This is a genomic window from Gloeobacter violaceus PCC 7421 (genome assembly GCF_000011385.1).
In the GTDB taxonomy this organism is placed as follows: Bacteria; Cyanobacteriota; Cyanobacteriia; order Gloeobacterales; family Gloeobacteraceae; genus Gloeobacter; species Gloeobacter violaceus.
In genome coordinates this window covers 2277587-2297022 of sequence record NC_005125.1, presented here as the reverse complement: position 1 = coordinate 2297022, position 19436 = coordinate 2277587, and the positions used below count along the sequence as shown (strand labels likewise).

20 protein-coding genes and 2 pseudogenes are annotated in these 19436 nt (G+C 60.9%); 12 read left to right on the top strand and 10 right to left on the bottom strand.

Annotation, left to right across the window (positions count from 1 at the left end; all coding sequences use genetic code 11):
• The first annotated feature begins 30 nt into the window (after positions 1-30).
• Both GLL_RS11105 and GLL_RS11100 read left to right on the top strand, forming a co-directional pair.
• Positions 31-1983, top strand: coding sequence for a thioredoxin domain-containing protein (locus GLL_RS11105; RefSeq protein ID WP_011142141.1), 1953 nt, complete (start codon positions 31-33; stop codon positions 1981-1983).
• A gap of 8 nt (positions 1984-1991) precedes the next feature.
• The gene (locus tag GLL_RS11100; RefSeq protein WP_011142140.1) at positions 1992-2369 is read left to right on the top strand and encodes a VOC family protein; all 378 of its coding nucleotides are present in this window, start codon (positions 1992-1994) and stop codon (positions 2367-2369) included.
• Positions 2370-2398: 29 nt separating this feature from the next.
• On the opposite strand, the gene GLL_RS11095 is transcribed toward GLL_RS11100, so the two are convergent.
• The 5 genes from GLL_RS11095 to GLL_RS11075 all read right to left on the bottom strand — a co-directional run bounded on the left by GLL_RS11095 (position 2399) and on the right by GLL_RS11075 (position 7879).
• Positions 2399-3274 (bottom strand): Rpn family recombination-promoting nuclease/putative transposase, encoded by an 876-nt coding sequence (locus GLL_RS11095; RefSeq protein WP_011142139.1) that lies wholly within the window; start codon positions 3272-3274, stop codon positions 2399-2401.
• A gap of 59 nt (positions 3275-3333) precedes the next feature.
• A complete protein-coding gene (locus GLL_RS11090; protein WP_011142138.1) occupies positions 3334-4926 on the bottom strand; it encodes a peptide ABC transporter substrate-binding protein in 1593 nt (530 codons plus the stop codon).
• Between the two features lie 19 nt (positions 4927-4945).
• Positions 4946-5686 (bottom strand): RNA methyltransferase, encoded by a 741-nt coding sequence (locus GLL_RS11085; protein WP_011142137.1) that lies wholly within the window; start codon positions 5684-5686, stop codon positions 4946-4948.
• 49 nt (positions 5687-5735) lie between these two features.
• Positions 5736-7316, bottom strand: a complete 1581-nt coding sequence (gene serA, locus GLL_RS11080) for a phosphoglycerate dehydrogenase (protein WP_011142136.1) — start codon at positions 7314-7316, stop codon at positions 5736-5738.
• A gap of 167 nt (positions 7317-7483) precedes the next feature.
• The gene (locus GLL_RS11075; protein WP_164928951.1) at positions 7484-7879 is read right to left on the bottom strand and encodes a cupin domain-containing protein; all 396 of its coding nucleotides are present in this window, start codon (positions 7877-7879) and stop codon (positions 7484-7486) included.
• Between the two features lie 95 nt (positions 7880-7974).
• Here GLL_RS11075 and thiO point away from each other — a divergent pair, with 95 nt between their 5' ends.
• On the top strand, positions 7975-9012 hold the full coding sequence (thiO, locus tag GLL_RS11070; protein ID WP_164928950.1) for a glycine oxidase ThiO: 1038 nt from the start codon (positions 7975-7977) through the stop codon (positions 9010-9012).
• Here thiO and prmA read toward each other — a convergent pair.
• The gene (gene prmA / locus GLL_RS11065; RefSeq protein WP_164928949.1) at positions 8978-9862 is read right to left on the bottom strand and encodes a 50S ribosomal protein L11 methyltransferase; all 885 of its coding nucleotides are present in this window, start codon (positions 9860-9862) and stop codon (positions 8978-8980) included. The genes thiO and prmA overlap by 35 nt on opposite strands.
• Positions 9863-10039: 177 nt before the next feature.
• Here prmA and GLL_RS11060 point away from each other — a divergent pair, with 177 nt between their 5' ends.
• Positions 10040-10597: a DUF1997 domain-containing protein gene (locus GLL_RS11060; protein ID WP_164928948.1), complete on the top strand. Its 558-nt coding sequence runs from the start codon at positions 10040-10042 to the stop codon at positions 10595-10597.
• Here the strand turns inward: GLL_RS11060 and coaE are convergent.
• Positions 10582-11199, bottom strand: a complete 618-nt coding sequence (gene coaE / locus GLL_RS11055; protein WP_011142131.1) for a dephospho-CoA kinase — start codon at positions 11197-11199, stop codon at positions 10582-10584. The two genes, GLL_RS11060 and coaE, sit on opposite strands and share 16 nt — an antisense overlap.
• 41 nt (positions 11200-11240) lie before the next feature.
• Here coaE and GLL_RS11050 point away from each other — a divergent pair, with 41 nt between their 5' ends.
• Both GLL_RS11050 and GLL_RS11045 read left to right on the top strand, forming a co-directional pair.
• Positions 11241-12752 (top strand): phytoene desaturase family protein, encoded by a 1512-nt coding sequence (locus tag GLL_RS11050; protein WP_011142130.1) that lies wholly within the window; start codon positions 11241-11243, stop codon positions 12750-12752.
• 78 nt (positions 12753-12830) lie between these two features.
• A complete protein-coding gene (locus GLL_RS11045) occupies positions 12831-13112 on the top strand; it encodes a DUF1778 domain-containing protein (RefSeq protein WP_164928947.1) in 282 nt (93 codons plus the stop codon).
• A gap of 117 nt (positions 13113-13229) precedes the next feature.
• Here the strand turns inward: GLL_RS11045 and GLL_RS11040 are convergent, their stop codons facing one another.
• Positions 13230-13784: a transposase gene (locus GLL_RS11040; RefSeq protein WP_011142128.1), complete on the bottom strand. Its 555-nt coding sequence runs from the start codon at positions 13782-13784 to the stop codon at positions 13230-13232.
• Positions 13785-13833: 49 nt separating this feature from the next.
• Positions 13834-14406 carry a transposase gene (locus GLL_RS11035; RefSeq protein WP_011142127.1) on the bottom strand — a complete coding sequence of 191 codons (573 nt, stop codon included), beginning with the start codon at positions 14404-14406 and terminating at the stop codon, positions 13834-13836.
• Between the two features lie 85 nt (positions 14407-14491).
• Between GLL_RS11035 and GLL_RS11030 the strand changes: the two are divergent.
• The 5 genes and pseudogenes from GLL_RS11030 to GLL_RS11010 form a co-directional block, all read left to right on the top strand.
• Positions 14492-14713, top strand: a pseudogene (locus GLL_RS11030) (integrase core domain-containing protein); the annotation flags it as partial.
• A gap of 40 nt (positions 14714-14753) precedes the next feature.
• Positions 14754-14918, top strand: a pseudogene (locus GLL_RS11025) (transposase); the annotation flags it as partial.
• Between the two features lie 104 nt (positions 14919-15022).
• Positions 15023-15817: a serine/threonine protein kinase gene (locus GLL_RS11020; protein WP_164928944.1), complete on the top strand. Its 795-nt coding sequence runs from the start codon at positions 15023-15025 to the stop codon at positions 15815-15817.
• Positions 15818-15882: 65 nt separating this feature from the next.
• Positions 15883-16938 carry an IS4-like element ISGvi3 family transposase gene (locus GLL_RS11015; protein WP_011140874.1) on the top strand — a complete coding sequence of 352 codons (1056 nt, stop codon included), beginning with the start codon at positions 15883-15885 and terminating at the stop codon, positions 16936-16938.
• A gap of 18 nt (positions 16939-16956) precedes the next feature.
• On the top strand, positions 16957-17217 hold the full coding sequence (locus GLL_RS11010; RefSeq protein WP_011142123.1) for a hypothetical protein: 261 nt from the start codon (positions 16957-16959) through the stop codon (positions 17215-17217).
• A gap of 133 nt (positions 17218-17350) precedes the next feature.
• Here GLL_RS11010 and GLL_RS11005 read toward each other — a convergent pair whose 3' ends face one another.
• Positions 17351-17656: a DUF2288 domain-containing protein gene (locus tag GLL_RS11005; protein ID WP_164928943.1), complete on the bottom strand. Its 306-nt coding sequence runs from the start codon at positions 17654-17656 to the stop codon at positions 17351-17353.
• Between the two features lie 104 nt (positions 17657-17760).
• Between GLL_RS11005 and GLL_RS11000 the strand changes: the two genes are divergently transcribed.
• Entirely contained in the window at positions 17761-19398 is a 1638-nt protein-coding gene (locus GLL_RS11000) for a polysaccharide deacetylase family protein (protein WP_164928942.1), read from the top strand.
• Positions 19399-19436 lie beyond the last annotated feature (38 nt).

The window sequence follows — 19436 nt, the reverse complement described above, 5'->3', positions numbered from 1 at the left end:
CTTGAAAGTGTCGGTTTTCTGGGGCGCTCGATGAGTACACCGGCCACACCCAACCGCCTGCTGCACGAAAAGTCGCTGTATCTGCGCAAGCACGCCTATAACCCGATCGACTGGCTGCCCTGGGGACCGGAAGCCCTGGCAAAAGCCGAGCACGAGGACAAGCCGCTATTTGTCTCGATCGGTTATTCGAGCTGCCACTGGTGCACGGTCATGGAGAACGAGGCGTTTTCCGACCCTGAGATCGCGGGATTCATGAATGCCCACTTCGTGGCCATCAAAGTCGACCGTGAGGAGCGGCCCGACATCGATGCGATCTATATGCAGGCGCTGCAGTTGATGAACCAGCAGGGGGGCTGGCCGCTCAATATTTTTCTCACCCCCGGCGATCTGGTGCCTTTTTATGGCGGCACCTACTTTCCGGTGCAGGATCGCTACGGCCGCCCCGGCTTCTTGCGGGTGCTCGAAGCCATCCACGACTACTACCGTGGCCAGCGCGAGCGGCTGGGCGATCACAAAGAGCGGATGCTGGGCGCCCTCGAAGCGGCCACCCGCCTACAACCGCTCTCGGAACTGCCGCCGGACCCGTTGCGGCGGGCCGTTCCTCCGCTTCGCGCCCTGCTTGCCCGCGATGGGATGGGTCCGAGCTTCCCGATGATCCCCCACGCCGGGTTTGCCCTGCGCATGGGTCGCTTTCTGGAGGTGGAACTGGCCCAGAGCGCCTGCGAGCGGGGCGAAGACCTGGCCACCGGCGGCATCTTCGATCATGTCGGAGGCGGCTTTCACCGTTACACCGTGGACGGCACCTGGACGGTACCTCACTTCGAGAAGATGCTCTACGACAACGGCCAGATTGTCGAATTTTTAAGCGATTTGTGGGCCTCGGGACTGCATATTCCAGCTTTTGAGCGGGCGGTCGAGTTTACCCATCGCTGGCTCCTGCGCGAGATGACCGACGGACGCGGTTACTTTTACGCTGCTCAGGATGCCGATTCTGAGGGCGAGGAAGGCAAATTCTACGTCTGGAGTGCTTCCGAGCTGCAGGAGATATTGAGTGGCGAGGAACTGGCCGCCCTGGAATCGGCCTTTTTTCTCTCTGCCGAGGGCAACTTCGAGGGCCGCACGACCGTACTGCAGCGCCGCAGCGGCGATGTGCTCGCACCGGTGGTCGAAACTGCCCTGACAAAGCTTTTCGGGGTGCGCAGCCGCCGAGTGCCCGCCGCCACCGATACCAAGCTCATCGTCTCCTGGAACGCGCTGATGATCGCGGGGCTCAACCGTGCCGCCGACGTCTTTGGGCGGCCGGAGTACCGCGAGACGGCCGTGGGCGCCGCGCGCTTCATCCTGGAGCACCAGCGCGCGCCGGGTGAATTTTATCGCCTCAACTATGACGGCGAACCGGCCATCCCGGCTCACGCTGAAGACTACGCCTGCTTTATCAAAGCCCTGATCGATCTGTACGTGAGCACGCAGCAGGGCGAATGGCTGGAGGCGGCCCGCGCCTTGCAGCAACAGATGGACGAGCGGCTCTGGGATCTGGAAATGGGCGGTTACTTCAGCGCTCCGTCCGGTCCTGATTTGCTCATCCGCGAAAAAGACTTTCAAGACAGCGCCACCCCGGCGGCCAACGGGCTCGCCGCCGCCAACCTGGTGCGACTGTTTTTGCTCACCGACGAACCTGCTTACCTGGAGGCGGCCGAGGCGCTGCTGCGGCAATTCGCCCGCATCCTGGCTGAAGTTCCCCGCGCCGGCCCGTCGCTGTTGGCAGGTTACGACTGGTACCGCAACCAGGTGCTGGTGCAGTCCGATCCGGAGCGCATCGCCGAGTTGCTGCGCGGCTACTGGCCGACGGCCGTCTTCAAGGCGGTCGATGTCAAGCCTGCTGTCGCACTGGTGTGCGAGGGGCTGCGCTGTCTAGAGCCCATTGAAAGCGAAGCGCAACTGGAGGCCCAACTGCGTACCAGCCTCGTGCGCGCAGAGAATTAGGAGTACCCATGTTCGATCACATCTCCGTCGGTATCCGGGATCTAGAGGTGAGCATTGCCTTTTACGATGCGGCACTGGCTTCTCTGGGCTGCCAGCGCGCTTTTCGCTTTCCCAAAGGAGCGGCTTACGGGCCGAGCGGACGCCCGGTTTTCTGGTTGCATTACCAACCCGAAGCGGCCGTCCAGGCTGTCCAGGGCAACCACCTGGCTTTCCAGGCCAACAGCCGCACCCACGTCGATGCCTTTTACCGGACCGCCCTGGCGGCCGGAGGCAAAGACGATGGCCCGCCGGGACCGCGCCCCCACTACCACCCCAACTACTACGCCGCCTTCGTTATCGATCCCGACGGCCACCGCCTTGAAGCGGTCTGCCACTCACCTGGCTAACTTTGGTCTGCCACTCACCTGGCTAACTTTTAGGAGCCGCTTTCCTCTAACCAGGCATTGAGTTGAGCGATATTCGCAAAATCCAGAGAAGCCTCGGCAAAAGTCTCCAGCTGCTGAATAGTCATTCGCCTTAATTTCTCCGAGATTTCTGGTTCCAGAGTGCCAAACTTCTTTGTCAGTATGCGTACAATCAGGGTCAGCTCACCTTCCTGCCGTCCTTCCTGCCGTCCTTCCTGCAGCCCCTTTTGCCTTGCCTCCTCAGCAACCTCTTGAAAGTAACGGGTTTTCTTTAACTCTTCCAGTCCAAACATGGCTTCGATTTCCTCCCGGCTATACGAAAGCTTGTAAACAATTACCGTTTCGATCAACCCCAAAAGCCGTATACCCTCCTGCTCGGCAACTGTTTGCTGCCGTGTCCTGCGCAGTAGCTGACGGGCACCCTCAATGAAATCGCCTTCATCTTTGATCGCTATCAATTCTACCAATCCCAATCTCAGGGAGCTTGCCTCCGTGACCCTCAAAGTATTTAAATATACTCGTTTAAAGCGCGGGCCATCCGCGAGATCCCGTAGACTCTCGGGTACGTCGACATCCTGTGACTGCTCTGGAAAGATTGCCACCGCCCGCCAATCGGCACAAAGATTTTGTTGACGCATATACAATAATAGCTCGATGAAAAGACGCCAGTAGATATCGCTGTCCTTCTGGAACTGGACTTCGACGAAATAAAACGGCTGGCCGGCCGCCGTCGGCACAAACACACCATCGATGCGCAGGGCCGTCTCCTTGACTTCTACAGACTGAAAGCTGTAGCAGCTCGACGGCGGCGGCTCAACGGCGATCAGTTCGAACAGGGTTTCTGGAAGGGCTTGAAATAGACGGAAAAAGAGATGATCCGTGCGCACGGTGTTCTCCGGCAGCCGGCTGCAAATCTCTCCAATCCTACAGGGTAGGCGCGATTGGCTTATGACCCTCGCCAGCGCCGGTCGACAGCCACATACTTGAGCGGGTGGAGATCCTGCAAGTTCGGTTCCCAGCCTACCAGCCAGGGCTTTTGCAGGTACTCCAGGCCCGTGTGAAACAGTGGAGCGATGGGAGCCTCGCTAAGCAATCGTGCCTCGGCCTGGGCCAGTAGCCGGTAGCGGCGAACCGGGTCGCCCTCGCGCCGTGCCCGGGCAAGCAGGAGTTGGTAGACCGGATCCAGCCAGTTGGGGTAGTTTTTGGGAGTTGGTCCGTCGTAGAGATCGAGAAACGTGGTCGGATCTAAGTAATCGCCACCCCAGCGCGACACTGCCACGTCGTAGTCGTGGCGACGGATGCGCGCCAGGAAAGTTTGCAGCTCCTCGGTACTGACCTCGGGAGCCACCCCCAAACGCCGCTTCCAGACGCTCTGCAGCACGGCTGCCACCGTCCGGTCGGGCTCGCGGTTGGCGCAGTGGATGGTGAAGCGCTCGGGCGGGTTGCTCTCACCTGCAGGGCGCAGCGCACCGGGGCCGCCGTAGCCGGGGATGCCCGGCGGCACGAAACTGCTCGCCGGTACGGCGTCGCCCTTGAGATAGCGCAGCGCCAGATCTTCGCGCTCGACGGCATTGCTTAAGGTGGCGCGCGCGCCCTGGCGGTCGAAAGGCAGCCGGCTGCAGTTGAAGCTCAAGTAATAGGTGATAAAGCGGCCGTCGGTGTGGTAGTCGCGGTACTGGCGCAGGGCGGGCAATAGCGGCCGGGGCAACACCCCCCCCACCGTCACGTCCAGTTCGCCCGCCTGGTAGAGATTAACGTTCTGGGAGCCGTCCACAACGGGCAAAAAGGACGCTTCCGCCAGACGCACCCGGGAGCGATCCCAGTAGGTTTCGGAGCGCACCACCCGAATTTCGTCGTAGGGGCGGTGGGCCGCCAGCACAAATGCGCCGTTGCTGATCATCTTGCCGGGTCTTGCCCAGCAATCACCGTGGCGGGCAATCGCCTGGGCTGGCACCGGGCGGTAGACAAAAAACGCCGACAGCAGCGGAAAAAACGCCGTCGGTCCTTCCATTTCGATGCGCAGGGTAAGCGGGTCCGGTGCGCTTACCCCGAGGGCGTCTGCAGGCAATTTCTCCTCGTTGATCGCCCGGGCGTTCTTGAGGTAGTAAAGCACGTTGGCGTAGGGGCAGCCGGTATTCGGATCGAGCGCCCGCCGCCAGCTGTAGACAAAATCCGCGGCCGTGCAGGGACTATCGTCGCTCCAGCGCGCCCCCGCCCGCAAATTAAAAATCCACACCCGGGCGTTGTCTTCGGAGTGCCAGCGCAGTGCCAGGGCCGGCAGGGGTCTGAGGGTGCGCGGATGGTACTCGGTGAGTCCTTCAAAAAGTGCCATGCACAAATTCAGTTCGCCCAGCGCCCCTTCGACTTTGTGCGGGTCGAGCGAGCGCGGTTCGGCGGCGTTGCCGATGCGCACCCGGTCGCGGGTGGGCGGTGTGGTTTTGCCGAAGTAGGAGGAGGGCGTCCGACTGCAGCCTGCCAACAGCGGAGCGAGCAGCAGGCCGGAGCGCAATAGGTCGCGGCGGTTCGAACGGATAAGCATCCGGACTATGGTACAGGTGTCAGGTGTCAGGTGTCAGGGGGAGTTGGCGAGCTGGGTTTTGGGTACTTGCCCAGTCGATCTGTCTGAGCACACCGCGCAGCAGGGCTACTTCCTGGGCAGTGAGGCCCGCCCGGTTAAATAGGCGGCGAAACTTTTCGAGTTTGCGCTCCGCCGTGTGCTCCTGCAGATAGCCAATAGCCAGTAGCGTCCTTTCTAGATGGCCATAGAAGCCCTCCAGCACTTCCGCCTCAGGCATCGGCTCGTTCTGAAAGACGGGTGAGGGAGGCTTGCTATCTGTAAAAAGCGCGTAGGCGCAGATTCCCACAGCTTGCGCCAGATTGAGCGACGGGTAAGCTGCACCAGTGGGAATCTGCACGGTGCGCTGGCAGTGGGCCAGCTCTTCATTGCTGAGCCCGCGATCTTCGGGGCCAAACACGTAGGCTGCCGTTCCTTTGTCCGCCCGCAGCCAGCGCGCTCCTTCGGCGGGTAAAAGGGGCGGATCGCTGACCGTGCGGGTGCGGGCTGTGGTGCCGGCCACCCGAGTGCAATCTGCCAGGGCCTGCGAAAGGCTCGCTACGATCCGGGCTTGATCGAGCACATCCGCTGCGTGCACGGCCATGTGGCGCGCCTCCTCGTCCTTGGGCGAGCACTCGGGCGCCACCAGCCACAACTCGGACAGATCAAAATTTTTGATCACCCGGGCGATCGCCCCCAGGTTCCGTGCCCCCTGCGTTGCAACCAGGACGATGCGGACGTTCAAGTAGTCAGATCCTACGCTTGTCCGCGCATCCTACACCGAAAAGTGGTGTTCAAAGATTGACCGTATACGCCTTGCGGATACCGGGGACCGACTCAATCTCCCCTAACAACCCTTCCGGCAGCGGGTCGTCGAGGGAGACCATCATCACCGCGTCGCCGCGCACCAGTTTGCGACCCACCTGCATGCCGGCGATGTTGACGTTGTAGGAGCCCAGAAACGAACCCACCTTGCCGATGATCCCCGGCATGTCGCGGTGCAGGGTGATGAGCATGTAGCGGCTCGGGGCGACGCTGATCGGAAATTCGTCGATGTTGGTGATGCGCAGTTCGTCCTCAGCCAAAAGTGCGCCTGTGACGGAGCGCTCGCCCTCCGGGCCGCGCGCCTCCAGGCGGATCGAGCCCGCGTAATCGGCGAAGGCCGAATCGCGCGTCTCGGTCACCCGAATGCCCCGCTCCTTGGCCTCAAGCAGCGCGTTGACGAAGTTGACCCGCTCGCGCAGCGCCGGGGTGAGCAGGCCCTTGAGGGCGGCCACGACAATGGGCTGGGCGTCTTTAGCCGCGAGAATGCCCTGCAGGCGAATGTCAAGGGCATCCACTCGGCCGCCGGCCAGTTGGCCCACAAGGTTGCCCAGGGTGTCGGCCAGTTCCAGATAGGGCTTCAGTTCCTGCAGCACCTCGGCTCGCAGGCCTGGGATGTTGACCGCCGTGCGGGCGGGTAGACCCAGAAGCACATCGCGAATCTGCTCGGCCACATCAATGGCGACGTTGGTCTGGGCCTCTTCGGTCGAAGCACCCAGGTGGGGCGTGAGGATCACCTCGCGCCCGAGGGCGCACAGGGGCGATTCGCCGAGCGGTTCGTTCTCGAAGACATCGAGGGCGGCCCCGGCGATGCGGCCTTCCTTGAGGGCGACATAAAGCGCCTGCTCGTCGATGAGGCCGCCGCGGGCACAGTTGATGATCCGGGCCGTGGGCTTCATCGAGGCGAGGGTCTTCTCGTTGATGAGGTGGGTGGTCTCCGGCGTGCGCGGCACATGCAGCGTGATGTAGTCGGCCTCGTGAAACAGTTGTTCCAGATCGACCAGGCGTGCCCCCAGCTGCTGGGCGCGCTCGGCGGAAATATACGGGTCGAAGGCGACGATCTGCATGCCGAGTGCCCGCGCCACCCGCGTCACATGCGAGCCGATGCGGCCCAGGCCCACCACGCCGATCGTCTTTTTGTAGACTTCGACGCCGATAAATTGCGAGCGCTTCCACTGGCCGGCTTTTAGTGAGGCGTTCGCTTCGCCCACGTGGCGCGACAGGCTCATCATCAAGGCGATGGCGTGCTCGGCGGCGGCGATCGTGTTGCCCTCGGGGGAGTTGACCACGACGATCCCCTTGCGGGTGGCAGCCTGCAGATCGACATTGTCGACACCCACCCCGGCGCGGCCGATGATCCGCAGGCGCTGGGCCGCTTCGATCACCAGGGCGGTCACCTTGGTGCCCGAGCGGATCATCAAAGCGTCGTACTGGGGAATGGTCTCAAGCAACGTCGCCGGGCTGAGATCCGGCTCGTAAGTTACTTGAGCGACCTGGGTGAGAATTTCGATACCAGCCTGGTCGATCGCGTCACTGACAAGCACCTTGGGCATGGGATCTCCGTTGAAACTGAATTTGGCCCTCTGATTTTACACCCCCAATAAAGAGCCCCTGCTGCTGAATAGTAGCGGGGGCATGAGGACGCAGTTAGGAGGTATCTTGCCCAACACTGTAGGGCAAGCTCAGCCGCCGGTAGACTTCTTTAACAAGATTTTCGGGATCAAGAGCGCGGCTCGATACGCTTGTAGTCGTCCTCGAAGCGGATGATGTCGTCCTCGCCGAGGTACTGACCGTTTTGAACTTCGATAATCACCAGCGGGATGATGCCGGGGTTTTCGAGGCGGTGGGTGGCGCAGGGGGGCACGTAGGTCGACTGGTTGGCGTGGATGAGTTCGATGCGGTCGTTGCAGACGACGCGGGCGGTGCCGGAGACGACGACCCAGTGCTCGGAGCGGTGGTGGTGCATCTGCAGGCTCAGGCGGTGGCCGGGTTTGACCTCGATGCGCTTGACTTTGTAGCCGTTGCCTTCGCCCAGGACCGTGAACGAACCCCAGGGCCGGAGTACGGTGGAAGCGACGATATCGATGTCCGGACTCAGCATTTGCGAAGTTTCCATGGCGTTCCTCACCCTTTTGGACGCTCGGACGGTGACGCTGCACCTTTACCTGGAACAGAATAACAGGGTACTCCCCTGTGTTGTCAGGCTGTGGCATGAAAATCTGTATCCTGGGCGGCGGATTAATCGGCCTTGCGGTGGCGCTCGAACTGCGGCTTGCCGGGGTCGAAGTCGTCGTGCTCGACCGCGGCAGCGTGCCCGCGGGTTGGGCGGCGGCGGGGATGATCGCCCCAGCGGCCGAGGGATTGGCGGGCGGCCCACTCGCGGATCTGGCTTTTGCAAGCCGCGCGCTGTGGCCCGCCTGGGCGGTGCGCCTCGAAGAATTCAGCGGCCAGGGAATCGATTACACCCCCTGCGGCGCCCTGGTGCCCGCGGTCGGGGACGCCATTGCCCCAGCCGAAGGTCAGTGGTGGGACAGCGCCCGGATGGCGAGCGCAGTGCCGGGTCTTGCCCCCGAGATCGCGGGTGGGTGGTGGCTTGAAAAAGAAGCCTGCGTCGACAACCGCAAGGTGCTCACCGCCCTGCGCCTGGCCGTCGAGCGACTGGGAGCCGAAATTTGGGCGGGAGTGACGGTCACCGGACCCGCCGATCCGGGTCTTGCCGCCGTGGCCACCAGTGCCGGTCCGGTGGCGGCGGACGCCTTCGTGCTCGCCCAGGGGGCCTGGTCAGGGGCCTGGGGACTGCCCGTCCAGCCGCTCAAAGGCCAGATGCTCGCCCTCGAAAGCGAACCGGGTTGGCTGGGAGCGATCGTCTTTGGCGAGGACATTTATCTGGTGCCGCGCCGGGACGGCCGCATCGTCCTGGGCGCCACCCAGGAGACAATCGGTTTCACCCCGGGCAACACCGCCGGCGGGATGGCCAGTCTGCTTGCCGCTGCCCTCACCCTGGTGCCGGGGCTCGCTTCCCACTGCATCCTGGAGCAGTGGTGGGGCTTTCGCCCGGTTTCTCCTGACGCCGCGCCGCTCATAGGACCGGGTCCGTGGCCGAATCTGTACCTTGCGACCGGTCACCATCGCAACGGGGTTCTGCTCGCACCGGTCACCGCCCAGCTGGTGACCCGCGCGCTCACCGGCGACGAAGATCCTTTGCTCTCGGCCTTCAGCTACCGGCGCTTCGGGGGCGATCCGCGCTGAAGCGGCCCACCAGGCAGGCCCAGTCGCCTTCACTGAGGGTCTCGGAAAGTGCAAAACCTTGTCCGGCAAGGGCTTCGACCACGCGGGGAGCCTGGGTAAGCAGCAGGCCGCTGAAGATGCCCCAGCCGCCGGGGTGCACCAGCCGCCGAAATTCCGGGGCCAGATTGGCGATCACCTCGGCCAGGATGTTGCTCACCACCCCATCGAGCGGTCCGGACAACTGCTCGGTGCTGCCGCGCGCGACGGTGACCCGCTCCTCCAGCCCGCTGATTTCGAGATTCTTGCGGGTGGAGACGACGGCCAGATCGTCGGTGTCAACCGCCCAGCCTCGCCCGGCCCCCAACTTGAGGGCCGCCACCGTGAGCACTCCGGAGCCGCAGCCGACATCGGCAAAAGTGCCCAGATCCGGTACGGATTCGAGTGCCCGCAGGCACAGCCGGGTGGTGGCGTGCTCGCCGGTGCCGAAGGCCATGCCCGGATCGAGGGGGATCACCAGCCGGTCGCCGGGGGGATCCGGCAACCACACCGGCCAGATAACCAGGCGTTCGCCCACGAATATCGGCCGCCACTGCTCGCGCCAGGCCGCCTGCCAGTCGCGCCGCTCCACTGCGTACCAGCCAATTTCTGCCTTTTGGGTCAGCCGCTCTCGGATGTGTTCGCGCCAGCGCTCCATCACCCCCTCGGGCGTCTCGCCGCTCAGATACCCCCGCAGCACCAGCCGCCCTGCGAGAATTTGCCGCTCGACGTGGGGAAGCCCCAGTTCGCTCAGATACCAGTAGAGCGTCTCTTCGACCTCGCCGTCGGCCCCGTCCGCGGCCGTCTCCACCTGCACTTGCCATAGCTCGGCCACACCCTGCCTCCCGGCCACCGCCCACCACTGTAGCCCCGCTTGCAATGGCGTTATAGCAGGGTACACTTCACAAATAGCGCTCCGCCGCCCGGCCGTCGGGAGGCTCCTCTGTTAAGCATTTCAAAGTATGATTGAAAGTGATGACTGCATGGGCAACTTTTCACCGTGGAAACCGCGATGACCAGCCCGATCCAGGCTTCGGCCCAGGCTGCCCTCGACGTGTCGCTGCCGGCCGCACCCGCTGAAGTCCGCCGCTACGTGAGCGATCCGCAGCGGCTTTTGCGCAGCGGCTTTCCGCCGGAGCGCATCGAGCAACTTGGCCCCGATCGCTTCCGGCTGAAGGTGCGCCCACTGGTCTGGATGGGCCTTGCCATCGAACCGACTGCCGAGTTGCAAATCGGTGCCGACGATCAAGGGCGCGCCTGGGCGCAACTGATTGCCTACGAATTGAAGGGTCACCCCTGGCTGGTCAAGCACCTTAAAATCGACTTTCGCGCCCAGTTGCGCACCCTCGATGCGATGCAGGCGGGGCGCACCCCCATGCAAGGGTGGGCCGAGGCTTCCGCCTGCTTTCCGACGCCGCCCTTTCTGGCCTGGATGGCCGAACCGGTCTTGAGCGGGGCAGCGCGCACGATCCTCGAAAGTTTCCTGTGGATCTTGCGCGACCGGCTCAGCAGGTCCCTCGAAAGTGATTTTCGGCGCTGGCAGGCTGCGGCCGTTCAGATCGAAGCTTGATCGAGGGCGCGCTCCACCTGAATTTTCAGGTGGGCAAAGTCGCCGTCGTTGTCGAGTACGACGTCGGCATGCCGCACTTTTTCGGTAAGCGGCCACTGGCTTGCGATGCGCGCCGCAATCGCCTGGTCATCGAGCCCGTCGCGCTCCTTTAGCCGCGCGTGTTGCCGCTCAGGCTTGCAGCTCACCACCCAGATTTCGGTTACCAGGTCGGTCATGCCCGCTTCGAACAGCAGCGGGATCATCAAGCAGATGGTCCCGGGCTCGCGTTCGACGGCCGCCTGCATGGCCGCGCGCACGGACGGATGGATGCGGCTTTCCACCCAGCGGCGCTCCTGCGGGTCGGAGAAAATGATGCGCGCCAGGGCTGAGCGGTCGAGCGCTCCGGCGTTGGTGAGCATCGTACTACCGTAATGCTGAACGATCTCGGCCAGGGCGGCGCTGCCGGGTGCAACCGCTTCGCGCGCCAGAAGGTCGGCGTCGATGACCGGGATGCCCCACCCGGCGAGCAGGCGGCCCACTGTGCTCTTGCCCGTTGCGATCCCGCCTGTCAGGCCGATTACCCGTCTTGCCATCCAGCGCGCCCCCTGCGCCCGCCCTGCCATTGTGGCAGCCTCGAAGCGTCTGCTGCTGCGATGATTGAGGCATGTTCGACGCGATTGTTATCGGCAGCGGCATCGGCGGACTGTGCGCCGGGGCGCTTTTGGCCCGCCACGGCAGACGGGTGCTCGTCTTGGAAAGCCATACCATCCCCGGCGGGGCGGCCCACAGCTTCAGCCGCCAGGGTTTCCACTTCGATTCGGGGCCGTCGTTTCACTGCGGTCTTGCCGCTCCCGACAGCCTCAATCCTTTGCGGCTGATCCTGGAGGCGCTCGGAGAAACGATTCCGGCTATCCCCTACGATCCGTTTGCCGATTACCACTTTCCGGAGGGGCGCTTGGCCGTGCACGGCGAGGCCAAGCGCTACCGCGAGGCCATTGCCGCGATCACCCCCCGCGGCGAGCGCGAATTTGCGCGCTTCGAGGCGCGGCTTTTGCCGATGTACGAGGCGTTGCGCGAGATTCCGATTCTGGCGCTGCGCGCCGATCTGGGCTTGCTCCTCACCCTGCTTGGCCGCTACTTGGGTCAGACGCTCCGGTTGCTCACCCTGGTGGCCGACCTGCAAAGTTCCACCGGCCAGATTCTCGATCGCGACGTGCGCGACCCGTGGGTACGCCGCCTGATCGATCTTGAATGTTTCTTGCTCTCGGGGCTCACCGCCCACGGCACCGTCGCCCCGGAGTTCGCCTTTATGCTCGGGGAGCGCTCCCGCTCGGTGGTCGATTATCCGGTAGGCGGCGGCGGGGCGCTTGTGGAAGCGCTGGTGCGCGCACTTTGCCGCTGGGGAGGCCGGATTCGTCTGGGAACGCATGTCGAATCGATCCAAGTCGAGCGGGGTCGGGCAGTTGGGGTGCGGCTGGCGGGCGGCGAGGCGATCCCGGCTCCGGTGGTCATCTCCAACGCCACCCTCTGGGACACCTACACGAAGCTGCTCCCGGAGGGTTCTTTGAGCCCGTCGTTTTTAAGATCGGCTCTTGGCACCCCTGCCGTCGACAGCTTCATGCACCTGCACCTGGGCATCCGCGCCGAGGGTCTCGAAAACCTGAACGGCCACCACGTCGTCGTCCACCGCGAACCGCTCACTGCCCCCGGTCACACCTGCATGATCTCGATCCCGAGCGTCTGGGAGCCGGCCCTTGCCCCGCCGGGCCATCACGCCGTGCACGCCTACACGCTGGAGCCGTTCACCGGTTGGCGGCGCGACGAAACTTACCAGACGCGCAAGCGCGAGCGCGCCGGACCGCTCTGGTCGGCCCTGGAGCGAGTGATCCCCGATCTTCGGGAACGGGTCGTCCTGGAGCTGACCGGTTCGCCCCTCACCCACGCGCGCTACCTACGCCGCCACCGGGGCACCTACGGCCCGGCGGTGATGCCCGGAATCGGTTCTTTTCCCGCACCCGGCACACCGATCCTAGGGCTGTACCGGGTAGGGGACACGACAATCCCAGGTATCGGTGTGCCTGCTGTCGCCGCATCCGCCATTCTCTGTGTCAATACGTTGGTGCGCCCCGAGGAGAGCGAAGCCCTAATCGAGAAGAGCCTTCCCCTAAGCCGTTGAAGGTGATCGCGAACGAAGATTTTTGTCGTGACATCGTCCGGACGTTGCGCTATGCTCGACGTGAGTTGACGAATGGCTATGACTCCCGAACCGCAAACCAAAACTGAGCGCATTGATATTCGTACCACTCCCGCCGCTAAACGAGCCTTGCAGGAAACAGCGGCGATAGAACACAAAACAGTCAGCGGGTTCCTGCTCGATAGCGGGTTGAAGGCATCTGCACAGATCCTGGCCGACCGGTGGTTTTTTTTGCTCGACGATAAGCGGTGGGAGGTCTTTGTGGCAGCTTTCAACGCATCACCGAAAGAGCACCAACGCCTTCGACAGTTGCTGAGTCCACTGGGCGTTTTATTGAATTAGGACAGCGATCTGCACAATAAACTCACAATGCAAACTCGACCATTGAGAGCATTTGCCAATGTGTGATTTCTGAAATCGATCAGGTCCTGCTTTTTACTTGACGGGGTGACAGAGGGCTCAGGAAGTAAGCTGCAGAAGCATCAGAGCCCGTTGACCCTGACGATATTGTTTCAGCCATCTGCGCCGCAAGCTCATCAGCTTTTCCACCAATTGGCGACATCGCTCCATCCCTTGGGACCAGACTTCACTTTGTAGACCGACTCGAAATGTGCTTCGCCGTTTGACCACTCTACCTGGCTCCGCTACCCGTGACACGTACTTTTGCAATCCCTGACGCTTCAGTTGCTTGCCGTGCATCACAGACAAACTCATCGCCATCGCAAGCACCATCAGCATCCGCTTGAATCGCTTTGGCTGGACACGCAATTTCTCCAGATTGTACCCGCCACTTTTACAGTCGCGGAACATCTCCTCGATGCCCCAGCGGCAACGATACCAAGTGATGGCCTCTTGCGGTGTCGACAAATTAGTCAACAGCCACCAGGGCTCACAATAAGCCTCTTTTTTGCCTGGCTGGAATCCGAGTTTCCCGGCGATGTTTACAGGCCCAAACGGCTTGCGCTTGACCAGTTTTGCTCCTTTGAACCACAGAGACTGGCCGGGCTTCAGCACCAAGTCTGCTAAACATTGCCAGTCCGATGGTGCGGACGACTGCAACCATTCACTGCGCTTGAGACGCAGGCAGGCAGTAAGAGACTTTCTGGGATTGGAGCCAATTGGCAAAGCCCACCGAACCAAACTCACGGTCCCCCAAAACGATAATCTGCTTGTGGTGAAAGTATTTGAGGACAGGCAGCAGCACACTTCGGCGCTCTGGCAGGCTGGAATTACCTGCATGGTTCAACAGTCGCCAGAAGACAGGCAGAGCGCGGCGGTCCCAGACGAGGCTGACCATTAGCAGGTTGTACTTCCACCAGTTAGTGCGGTCGATAGCCAGGACCAGCCGCTGGGGTTGGACAGCAAAGTGTTCGATGATCTGAGCGAGCAAAGGCAACCAGAGATGCCACAAACAAAGCGATGGCAGCAGCAGGAAGCGTTGGACTGCCTTGCGCCTGCTATCGACCGTAATTGGTAGGGGCAAAGCGTTGGCAAGCCGTTCGAGGCAAAGGTTTTGTTGGGTCTGCAAGGTATGGAGGAGGATGTGCAAGAATACAGCTTTGTCCAGTCCAAGTTGTTGCTGAAGGAACTGCTGGTAGAATGGAGGCAACATTTGATTGATGGGGGGTTTGCCCACAGTGGCAAGCCCTTCTTTCTTAGGATAGAGGCATCGAAGCCATGCAGGGCAAGCTTTTCAAGCCCTCTGTTACCCCGTCAAGTCCTATGATAATGCGTTTGCGGAGTCATTCATGAAAACCCTGAAGTACGAAGAAGTGTTGTTGAATGAGTACGAAGATTACCGAGAAGCCCAAGAGAATATTGCCAGATTTATCGAGGAGGTTTATAATCGCAAGCGGTTGCACTCATCGATAGGTTATCTATCGCCGGTAGAATTTGAAGCCGAAATCAAGTGTGAGACAAGTCAAGCAAGCCATCCCACTTAAGCAAGTGAGAAAACTGTCTCAGACCTGGGGTGCACTCCATATCGAAGCGATCAATGACCAGCTGAAAAACATTTCGCAGATAGAGCACACCCGTCATCGCAGCGAAGTGAACTTTTTGGTGAACCTGGTGTGTGGGTTGATTGCCTACTGCCACAAACCGAAGAAGCCCTCGGTGGCGTCGGATGCCGACCAGCTCAATGCTTAACCCGAACTGACGTCCTTAGAGTACATTGTTTATATTGGTACCAAGTTTTTCGATCGATGGTAGTGGCACTGTCTAGAGAAGGGCTGATTCGGGGACGCTACCGGTTGGTTGAGCGGTTGGGTCACAACGTTCATCGCCAGACCTGGCTGGCCGGCGATGAACGCACCGCAGAGCAGGTGGTGCTCAAGGCCCTCGCCTTTGATAACGAAATGCAATGGCAGCAACTCAAGCTTGCTGAACGAGAGGCTGCCACGTTGCAATCACTTACCCACCCATGCATACCGCGTTTGGTGGAATCATTCTGGCTGGAACTGCCGGAGGGACATTATTTCTGTCTTGTACAAAGCTACATTCCCGGCCAATCTCTAGCCGCAATGCTTCGCGCCGGTCGGCGTTGGTCGCCGGGTGAAGTACTGAACATCGCGCGGCAGGTGCTGGAGATCCTGGACTACTTGCACTCTCAGTCACCCCCAGTGGTGCACCGAGATATCAAGCCCAGCAATATCATTTTGAGCGACGATGGAAGACTATTTCTTATCGATTTCGGTGCAGTCCAGGCCCAGTCGCTGCCCGACCAAACGGTGACAGTGGTGGGCACATTCGGTTACATGGCTCCAGAGCAATTTTACGGCAAGACAAGCCCCGCCTCAGATCTCTACAGTCTGGGAATGCTGCTGCTATGCATCCTGACAGGCACGGAGGCGACCGAAATTCCGCGTCGGGGGTTGCAAGTCGAGTTGCCGTCGACATCGTTGGTAGAGCAGCCAATGCGCGCCTGGTTTGCGTGCATGCTTGCACCGGAGCACCAGGATCGTTTCGACAGTGCCCGCGAGGCACTGGAAAGTTTAGGAAAAGCAGAAACAGCCAAAATGCCAGAAGTGTTGAATGTCAGGAATTGATCCTACAAAAACAGCTCGAAGTCGTGTAAACTTCGAGCTGTGTTCAATTTCATTATGTTGAGACAATGCTACTCGATTTTCCGCAACTTGTCAAAACCGCTCTGTCTTCCTTGCCCAATGATGATTTTCCTGTTCTCGATTCCAGGCTCTTTTTCAGTTGCTGGCTTGCCCTGGTGATGGACAAAAGTACCGTCAGCATGCGGGACCTCTTCAAACGCGTCAACCACACTGGCATCCCCGTCGATATCTCCACTTTTTCCAAAGCCTGCAAGTCCCGCTCTCTCCAAATCTTCGAGCAGTTGTATCAGGCCTTGCTGGTCCGGGTCAGGCGAGAACTGCCCGCTAAAAAACTACATCCTTGCCCAATTGACTCGACGGTAGTCGGCTTGACAAGCAAATTGCTATGGGCACAAGACTATCACCAGGTCAAACTGCTCACCTGCCTTGAACACGGCAGCGGCGCCACCGAGGGTAGCCTGATCAACTTTGGCTACGACCACGATTCCAACTTCGTAAATGATATGCTTGAAGCGATTCCTGAAAATGGCGTAGGTATATTCGACCGGGGCTTTGCAGGACTGGAATATCTAAAAAATGCCCAGGCATCAAGCAAATATTTTTTAATGCGCATCCCGAGCAATTACAAGCTCACCTTCGAGGGCAATGCTGGCCAGATGCGGGTGGGAACGGGCAAAGAGTCCGGGGTGTATCGGGTGGTCAACTTCTGCGATATCGAGAACCGGGCTGAGTATCGATTGGTCACCAATTTGCCTGCCGAAGGCGAATGGTTAGTCAGGGACGAGGAGGTGATGGAACTGTACCGTCAACGCTGGCAAATAGAGCTGTTATGGAAGTTTCTGAAAATGCATTTGAAGCTGAAGCGGCTGATGACAAAAAATGAGAATGGTATCCGGATGCAGCTCTACATCACCCTGATTGCCCACCTGTTGCTGGAACTGGTGAGCGTGCCGAAGATTTGGGGGAGCCAACGGTTGGATAAGTTGCGCTACTTGCAATGTTGTATGTGCCAAGAAATCAGTTATGTGCATTGGCTAGGAAAATTACTCGGTAGCCAGAGGCGTAGAGCGCGGCTGCCCAGAGCGTGTACATATGTCCATTGATTCAACATTTCTGCCAAAATGCCTCTCGACATTTCGTACAAAGATACACAAAGTTTGCAGACCCGTCGGCTGGAGGCCGGAAAGATAGCGTGGCAAGAAGACTATCTGCTCGCTGTTTTGCCCGTAGCTTTTTGTGTTTTTCTGCTGGTGATGTTTTTTCGCTTACCGGGTGTGCCTTCCCTGCTTACTTTTCTGGGACTCTTGTCGATTATTCTGGCTGCGGGCTTTCTCAGATCGATCAGTGCTCGGCTCGATCAGATGCCGGAACACAAACACTAATTTCTCCGACGAAATGGTGGAGTAAAGGGCAACGCCGACAGCACTATCGGAGATTAAGGCTCTTCAAGCGGCAGCAAGAATCGTGAGGTGGGCTTGTGCTGGACGGTGCGCCGGACACCGGGTCCGGAGGTGACTACAGAACAGCCGATTCCAGCCCGTGATCGTGCACCAGCACAAAAGGACGCACGATAAGCGCTTCGTAGCGGTGAGCAGTGCGGTTGCGCTCGTGGATCTCCGCTTCGGTGGGTTTGTAGAGCATCCCCCGCTCCAGCCACACCGTGAAACGGGCCGTGTCGTCCCCCACCAAGGCTTCGCCCACTTCTACCAGTTTCAACGCGCGCGAGACCATGATCACCCGCCCGTTGAGGGCGTGGATGGTCAGATCGGGCCATTGGGCTTCGTCTACCATCTGCTGCAACTGTTCGCGTAGCTCGCTCATCGCTCCCCCGTCGGCATGCTTTCCCATTTTGAAACGACTCTGGGCTTAAACGCGGCGGGCGGGGCTGTTATTGTTGAGAGTGGTTTTGGAGAGGGGATACCGCCTTGCAACGCGCCCAAGCCAAGTCTGCTCCCAGGCCCAATCAAAACCTCAGGCGTCTGCTGGCGATCGGGGCCGCCGTTGGAGTGACAGCCGGGATCGCCGCCGTCTTTTTCTTGCCCCGTTCCGCTCCCCCGCCCCAGACGAGCGTGGCCACGCCTTTGCCTCCTGCTGTGGGGGCTGCCGAGTTACCCAGCGCCCCGAGCGGACCGGAGGATATCGCCCGTTCCGCCCGCCTTGCCCGGGTGCCGGCCATCATGTACCACGACATCGTGCGGCGCAAAGACGTCTGGTTCGACACAACGGTAGAAGAGTTTCGAGCCCAACTCGAAGCCATCCGCGCGGCTGGGGCTACGCCCATCACTATTGACCAGTTCCACGAGCACCTCAAAAACGGTGCCCCCCTGCCGGTCAAACCGATCTTGCTCACCTTCGACGACGGCTATCTGGGCCATCTCGAAAACGCCTACCCGCTGCTCAAAGAATTCAACTACCCGGCGGTGTTCTTTGTGCACACCGCCTACGTCGGCGCGCTGACGGGCAAGCCCCACATGAACTGGGAGCAAATCAAACAAATCGATTCCGAAGGGCTCGTCTCGATCCAGTCGCACACGATCACCCATCCGGCGGATCTGCGTACCCTCGACGACGCGGCTCTGGAGCGCGAACTGGTCGAATCAAAGCGGATTCTCGAAGAGAAGCTCGGCCACCCTGTCCACTACCTCGCCTACCCGGTGGGCAACCAGGACGAGCGGGTGCGCCAGGGTGCCATCGATGCAGGCTACCGGCTTTCCTTCACAATGGATCTGGGCTACACGGGCCAATCCGGCAGCCTGCTCGCCTTGCAGCGGTTCATCGATTCGCGCCTGCCGCTGGCCTTGGCGGGGGTCGGGGCCGTGGCCGATACCCGCGTCAACATGGAAGCCCCGGTGACCCTTCACGAGCAGACCCACCGGCGGGTGCGGCTGGTGTGGCTTTCCGGGGGCAATTACACCACCCGCCACTCCGAGGGCAACCGCTACCCGGTGGGCGATTTTATCGAGCGCGAGCGGGCGGTGGGCGGCATCAACGGCGGCTTTTTTGCCTTCGCGGGCCTGCGGGCGACCAATTCCGACATGGTCGGGCCGTACCTGTCCCAGAACGAGGGGCGCTTTATGCCCGGTGCCCCCGAATTCGACAAGTCCCTGCGGGGCCGACCGGTGGTGCTGATCAGCGCGACGGGCCTGCGCTTCGTGCCCTACAGCCCCGAGACCTTTGACACCGAAGCGGAGGCGCGCGCCTACTTAAGCGACCTGTCCGACCTGTTTGTCGCGGGGGTCTGGCTGGTCAACAACGGACAGGCCCTCACCACCGAGCAAATCGAGCAATTCCGGCTTTCCAACCATTCCGAATTTCGCCGCCGCACATTCATGGGCATCGACAAGGCCGGTCTGCCGATGGTGGGTGCCACCCTCACCAACGTCAATGCCACCCAACTGGCCCGCGCCCTCGAAGAGGCGGGCCTGCGCGAGGCGGTGCTGCTCGACTCGGGCTTTTCGACGTCGCTGGTCCACCAGGGCAAGGTGCTGGTCACCGGCCACACCGCTCCCAGTATCCCCAGCCGGATCATTCCCCACGCCGTGCTCGTCCATCCCCCCCTTTAGAATGTTTATCGCGTTCGTTTATTGCCAAACACCCATTC

Coding starts and splice junctions, on each gene's coding strand:
- GLL_RS11105 (WP_011142141.1), top strand. CDS start 31: ATGAGTACACCGGCCACACCCAACCGCCTGCTGCACGAAAAGTCGCTG.
- GLL_RS11100 (WP_011142140.1), top strand. CDS start 1,992: ATGTTCGATCACATCTCCGTCGGTATCCGGGATCTAGAGGTGAGCATT.
- GLL_RS11090 (WP_011142138.1), bottom strand. CDS start 4,926: ATGCTTATCCGTTCGAACCGCCGCGACCTATTGCGCTCCGGCCTGCTG.
- serA (WP_011142136.1), bottom strand. CDS start 7,316: ATGCCCAAGGTGCTTGTCAGTGACGCGATCGACCAGGCTGGTATCGAA.
- GLL_RS11075 (WP_164928951.1), bottom strand. CDS start 7,879: ATGGAAACTTCGCAAATGCTGAGTCCGGACATCGATATCGTCGCTTCC.
- thiO (WP_164928950.1), top strand. CDS start 7,975: ATGAAAATCTGTATCCTGGGCGGCGGATTAATCGGCCTTGCGGTGGCG.
- GLL_RS11060 (WP_164928948.1), top strand. CDS start 10,040: ATGACCAGCCCGATCCAGGCTTCGGCCCAGGCTGCCCTCGACGTGTCG.
- coaE (WP_011142131.1), bottom strand. CDS start 11,199: ATGGCAGGGCGGGCGCAGGGGGCGCGCTGGATGGCAAGACGGGTAATC.
- GLL_RS11050 (WP_011142130.1), top strand. CDS start 11,241: ATGTTCGACGCGATTGTTATCGGCAGCGGCATCGGCGGACTGTGCGCC.
- GLL_RS11045 (WP_164928947.1), top strand. CDS start 12,831: ATGACTCCCGAACCGCAAACCAAAACTGAGCGCATTGATATTCGTACC.
- GLL_RS11015 (WP_011140874.1), top strand. CDS start 15,883: ATGCTACTCGATTTTCCGCAACTTGTCAAAACCGCTCTGTCTTCCTTG.
- GLL_RS11010 (WP_011142123.1), top strand. CDS start 16,957: ATGCCTCTCGACATTTCGTACAAAGATACACAAAGTTTGCAGACCCGT.
- GLL_RS11005 (WP_164928943.1), bottom strand. CDS start 17,656: ATGAGCGAGCTACGCGAACAGTTGCAGCAGATGGTAGACGAAGCCCAA.